Here is a 5,984-nt window from a genome sequence, read left to right on the forward strand (position 1 = left end):
CGGGGGCGCATGGCACTCCGGGCGGACAGGGTGGAGGCGGGGCCGCACTGGCGATCGCGGCGGTGAAGCCGACTGACGTGCTCGCCAGCGCCATTGCGACCAGCGTCGAACCCAGAGCCCGCCGGGTCTTGTTGTTCAACAACATCATTGGTTGAGCCTCTTTCATCTCTTTTAGTTCTCTTGCACTAACGCGCGCCGATGGGTCGGCGGCTGCGAGGGACACGGTTGTCCAGGTGGCGATGGTGACGACATGAATTCCTTTCTCATTGAGGCGATGTCGACTCAATCGGCGCCGACGTCTCCACGGTGTCATGTATTGGCCGGCGCCGACGTCCAGACACCGCTGACGCGGTTATGGGTCTCTTAGCAAGGCTGTATGCCCGAGCTGTGTATCGGGAACAGAACTGGTCAGCCGACAAGCTTTGTCTGCCAGAGTGTTCACAGTTGACACGCGCCGTACGCAAACGATCGGTCGCGCCGATTAATTAAGAGCTTCACGATCGCGCACGTGACCAGGTGCGGACGAATTTCGAAAGGGTGGACCGTGTTTGATGTGGTGATCTGCACAACACCGTCGGCAGTCATAGCTCGTGCATAGATCTGACACAGGAGATCGATACGAAAGTCATACAGAATCGAAAGGTGCACAAGTGCGGACCGGTCGACGATGAGCCACCCGGTCCGGTGTCGGAGATCTCCTCAGATCCCACTAATCGACCGGGCGGCAAACGGGTGATCCGGCTGTGGAAGCTGCGCACTTGGCCGTTGCGGATTCGGTTGGTAAGTGCGGTAGCGCTGCTGGGGATTGCGCTGTGCGTCGCGGTCAGCGCGGGCACGCTCGTGGCGCTGCGCACCTACCTGATCCAGCAGCTCGACGCCCAAGTAGTCGAAGCGCAGTCCCGGTCCAACATGTTCTACGAGCTGGGCAAGCTGCCCTTCATCCGTTTCTCCGGGCCGGGTCCGATGTTCCTCGACGGCCCCGGTCAGTCGTCCGGCACCGTAGGCGCGGTCAGATCCGGCGACACGGTCACCGAGTCCGCGGTCATCACCCCCAGCGGCAACCGACAAGCACTCTCTGCGACCGCCGCGGCGCAGTTGACGCAGGTCCCCACGGGCCAGACCGTCAGCGTCGACCTCGAAGGGGTGGGGGCGTACAGAATCACGGCGGCGACGGTCGCAGGTAAGGACGTCGTGATCCTGTCCGGGTTGCCGTTGTCCGGGGTGGAAGCGACGTTGAGTTCGGTGGCCTGGATCATCGGCGGGTTCTCCTTGGTGGCCTTGCTGGGCACCGTTGCGGCGGGCATGGTGATCATCCGCCATGAGCTCGTTCCCTTGTCACGCATGTCGCGGGCCGCGCAGAGCGTCGCGCGCATGCCGTTGGACCGTGGCGAGGTCCGCCTGCCCACTCCCATCGAGCCCGTGGAGCCCTCGACCGCGCACACCGAAGTGGGTCGGCTCGGGACGGCATTCAACATGATGGTCGACCGGGTGGCCGAGGGCCTGACCGCCCGCCACGCCACCGAGATGCGGGTTCGGCAGTTCGTCGCCGACGCCAGCCACGAACTGCGCACGCCCCTTGCCTCCATCCAGGGCTACACCGAATTCGCCCAACGACTCCTCAACGACATCGACGAGCAAGTCGATGCCGGCCGCCGCCGCGACCTGAGCAGTGCAATGGCGAGAGTCCGCGCCGAGTCCCTGCGGATGAGCCAACTCGTTGAGGACATGCTGCTGCTCGCCCGCCTCGACACCGGCCGACCCATTCAGAGCGAGGACGTCGACCTGACCGACCTAGTCATCGACGCGGTGCGAGACGCGCACATCGCGGGACCCGATCACCGCTGGGGCCTTGACATTCCCGGTGAGCCCGTGACGATCACCGGTGACCGCTCGCGACTGCATCAAGCGCTGGCCAATCTGTTGTCCAACGCGCGAGTCCACACTCCGGCCGGGACCAAGATCGTCGCCTCCCTGATGCGGAACGACGATGACTCGGTGGCGATGAGCGTCACCGACCACGGTCCAGGGATCCCCCACGATCTGCTACCGAACGTCTTCGAACGGTTCGTGCGGGGCGACGACTCCAGGTCCCGCGCATCCGGCAGCACCGGTCTCGGGCTGGCGATAACACAGTCAGTTATCAAGGCGCACAACGGAACAATCGACGTCACCAGCGGCCCCTTCGGCACCGCATTCACCATGAACCTTCCGGGCACGGTGTTGCTCGGGGCGACGGCGCCCGGCGAACCCGCGAAGCCGGCCATGTCGGGCGAGACGGTGGAGTGAGACCCGCGACTCCGGTGGGCCGCAGTCGGAGTTCAGTGCGCGGGGGCTGTCAGGTCGTACAGCGCGACACCGTCCACCGTCGTCGCGGTGTAGTGCTGCTTGACCCAGTCGCGGATCTCGTCGGACTTCGACCTCGATCCTGACCCGGCACCGAAGGGCGGCATCCCCGGGTGCGACGAATCCAGGTAGTAGTGCACCTGCCCGGCGTTCACGTAGCCCTGAAATTGCTCCAGGGTCGGCGACGGGTCCGCGCCACCGAATCCGCCGATCGGCATCACCGAATAGCCAGTTGCCAGTTGATAATCCGAGCCACCCATCGATCCGCTGGTCGCGGCTACCCATGTGTAGTCACTGGCATTAGCGGACAGCAGCGACGTCACCTGATCGGACACCGCACCACCGAAGCCCGGTGGCGGAGCGCCGGGCATTCCGGATGGCGCTCCCGGACCACTGGGGCCGCCTGCGGGGAAACCGGGCATTCCACCGGGCATTCCACCGTCCTTCGACGACGGCCCAGCGGTGATGATCGGGCCGCTGTGCGCGGTGCTCACGGTCTGGATGCAGTACGCCGCCGGCCCGGCCATCGCGGAGACGACGGCCAGCCCCGCGGCCCATACCTTGAGGTCGCGGGCGGCGACGGTCAGGCCGGGCCGCACGGACGACACGAGCAGCAGGACGACGGCCACCACACCGGCGGCCACCACTACCCAGCGCAACCACGGCAGGAAGTCGGGCGTCTTGCCCAGCAGCACCCACGCCCACGCCGCGGTCAGCGCGATGGTCAACGCCAGTACCGCTGTCACCCAGCGCTTTTCGCGGTTCTTCCATAGGTGCGTCGAACCGATACCCACGATCGTCGCCACCCCGGGAGCCAGGGCCACGGTGTAGTAGTCGTGGAAGATCCCCGACATGAAGCTGAACATCAGGCCGGTAACCAGCAGCCAGCCACCCCAGGCGAGGTACGAGGCGCGCTTCTGATCGGTCCTTGCCGCGCGTCCGCACAGCACGAGGCCCGCGACGAGCAGCACCAACGCGGCGGGCAGCAGCCAGGATATCTGCGTGCCGGATTCCGTGGTGAACATCCGGGTGATGCCGGCCTGCTGGAACATCGGCCCACCGGGGCCGCCGTGTCCACCGCCTGGAGGCGGGTTGGGAAGCCCGCCTCCGCCGCCCGCGTCGCCGCCGAGGATGCGGCCAAGCCCGTTGTAGCCGAGCGTGAGTTGCAGGAAGCTGTTGTTCGAAGAGCCGCCGATGTACGGGCGATCGGACTTCGGCCAAAGCTCGACAAGCGCGACCCACCAACCGGCGGCCACGATCGCGGCCGCCAGTCCGGCGAGCAGTTGAAGAAGTCGCGTCCGCAACCGCGGCGGTGCGGCGACAAGGTAGGCGATCGCCAGACCCGGCGTGATGAGCATGACCTGCAGCTGCTTGGTGAGAAACCCGAAGCCGATCAGCGCGCCGCACAACACGATCCAGCGAGTGCGTCCATTCTCGATGCCGCGCAACAGCGCCCACACGGCGGCCACCATCAGGAACACCAGCAGGGCGTCGGGGTTGTTGTAGCGGAACATCAACGTGGCCACCGGCGTCAGCGCCAACAGCGCGCCGGAGATCAGGGCCGCCCCCGGCCCGAACGGCCGTCGCACCGCGGCATACACCAGCGCCACCGAGGCCACGCCCAGCAGCACCTGCGGAAGTTGGATGGCCCAGGAGTTCATGCCGAAGAGCCGCGTGCTGATCTCCATCACCCACAGCGAGGCGGGCGGTTTGTCGACCGTGATCGAGTTGCCCGCATCCGACGAGCCGAACAGGAACGCCTTCCAGCTCTGGGTGCCCGCTTGCACGGCGGCCGCGTAGAAGGAGTTGCCCCAGCCATTTCGGCTGAGCCCTACGGTCCAGAACACCGCCGTGGCCAGCAGAAGCGCGATCAGCCCCGGCCTTGCCCAGCGCGGGTCCGCCGCAGCGTCGGCGTGAACAACTTCGTCACTGATGTCTGTGGCAGGTGCTGCCGTCATCGGTCTCTCCAGCGTTTGAGGATCAGGCGTCTTGGATTATCGGCTTGGGTGAAACACCCATGTGCGCAGCAGAACGAAGCGCAACACGGTGGCGGCGAGGTTGGCCGTGACGAGCACACCCAGTTCGAGCCAATGCGGAGTGGGGTTCACCAGCGAGTGAACGCTGGCGAGTGAGCCGCTGGTGATCGCCAGCGCAATCCCGAACACCAGGAGCCCCTCGCCGTGATGACGCGCCCGGCCGGCCTGTCCACGGATGCCGAAGGTGAACCGGCGATTGGCTGCGGTGTTGGCGATCGCCGTGATCAGCAGGGCGAGGAAGTTGGCGGCCTGCGAACCCACCGTGGCGGTCAGCGTGCTGAAGATGGCCAGGTAGGCCAGGGTGCTGGCGACGCCGATCGCCCCGAACAGCGCGAGCTGGTGCGCTATCCCCCGCGACGGGGCGACCCGGTTGTTTCCCAGCTGCGCGGCCACGGCGTCGACGGGAATCCTGCCGAGTGCGAAGTCTTTTCGCATTCTGGCGATCCCCTTGAGATCCGCGCTGGCGGTCGCGACGATGTCGACTCGGCTGTCGGGGTCGTCCACCCAGTCGACCGGAACCTCGTGAATGCGCAAGCCTGATCGCTCGGCCAGCACCAGCAGTTCGGTGTCGAAGAACCATCCGGTGTCGGTGATCAGGGGCAGCAACCGCTGCGCGACGTCGGCGCGAATTGCCTTGAAGCCACACTGGGCGTCGGAGAACTTCGCCGACATCGTCGTCTTGAGGATCATGTTGTAGCAGCGGGAGATGACCTCCCGCTTCGGCCCGCGCACCACGCGGGAGGTACGGGCCAGTCGTGTGCCGATCGCGAGGTCGGAATGCCCCGAGATAAGCGGCGCCACCAGGGGTGCCAGCGCGGCCAGATCGGTGGACAGGTCGACGTCCATGTAGGCCAGCACGGGAGCGTCCGAGCTCGACCACACTGCGTTCAGCGCGCGTCCGCGGCCCTTCTGCTCGAGGCAAGCCACACGGACACAGTCGAATTCGTCGGCGAGCCGAGCGGCAATGTCCGGCGTCGCGTCAGTGCTTGCGTTGTCGGCGATGGTGATACGAAACGGGAAGGGCAGCGTGTCGGCGAGGTAACGGTGCAGCCGGTGTACCGACCCCGACAAGACGGCCTGCTCGTTGTAGACGGGCACGACGACGTCGATGACCGGGACACCTCGGCGAGCGGCGTCGGCCAGCACGCTCGACCGTGCACAGGTAGACGGAGCACAGTCGGTGGTGGCTCCGGACTCGATCAGCGTGTTCGTCATGACGACAATCCTGCGACCCGGACATGAGGGCTACGTGGGACGAACATTTGTGAAAGCTATGCGCGCGGACGCCCGCGCGGGATCACCTGCGGCCGTTCATAACTGATTCATAGCTTGAGCACAGTTTATGGACACGCTGTGGGGGAAGGTTCATCACCGTAGATGTTTCCAGGTGAAGGGATCAATGATCGGACCATGAAACGACATCGAGAATTAGTTGGTATCGCGCTGCTGTCTGCTGGTCTGGCGTTCGGCGGTGGAATGGTCGGGGCCGGCATCGCCAGTGCTGACCCGCCCTGTCCGCCCGGCGCGCCCTGCTTCGGTGGGCCCGGCGGCCCGCCACCGCCCCCGTTCGGTGGGCCCGGCGGCCCGCCGGGCCCACCGAAGCAG

The 5,984-nt window shown here is 66.0% G+C and carries 3 protein-coding genes and 1 pseudogene; 2 read left to right on the plus strand and 2 right to left on the minus strand.

Annotated elements, in window-relative coordinates:
- The first annotated feature begins 642 nt into the window (after positions 1 to 642).
- Complete coding sequence (locus tag D6M19_RS33820; protein ID WP_327389849.1) at positions 643 to 2,286, plus strand: sensor histidine kinase; 1,644 nt, start codon at positions 643 to 645, stop codon at positions 2,284 to 2,286.
- Positions 2,287 to 2,318: 32 nt separating this feature from the next.
- Here the strand turns inward: D6M19_RS33820 and D6M19_RS33825 are convergent, their stop codons facing one another.
- Both D6M19_RS33825 and D6M19_RS33830 read right to left on the minus strand, forming a co-directional pair.
- Positions 2,319 to 4,301 (minus strand): ArnT family glycosyltransferase, encoded by a 1,983-nt coding sequence (locus tag D6M19_RS33825; protein WP_123029650.1) that lies wholly within the window; start codon positions 4,299 to 4,301, stop codon positions 2,319 to 2,321.
- A gap of 36 nt (positions 4,302 to 4,337) precedes the next feature.
- Positions 4,338 to 5,594 carry a bifunctional glycosyltransferase family 2/GtrA family protein gene (locus tag D6M19_RS33830; protein WP_123029651.1) on the minus strand — a complete coding sequence of 419 codons (1,257 nt, stop codon included), beginning with the start codon at positions 5,592 to 5,594 and terminating at the stop codon, positions 4,338 to 4,340.
- Between the two features lie 195 nt (positions 5,595 to 5,789).
- On the opposite strand from D6M19_RS33830, the pseudogene D6M19_RS34635 reads away from it, so the two are divergent.
- A pseudogene (locus tag D6M19_RS34635) lies at positions 5,790 to 5,984 on the plus strand (hypothetical protein); the annotation flags it as partial.

Source organism: Mycolicibacterium stellerae (assembly GCF_003719305.1).
GTDB lineage: Bacteria > Actinomycetota > Actinomycetes > Mycobacteriales > Mycobacteriaceae > Mycobacterium > Mycobacterium stellerae.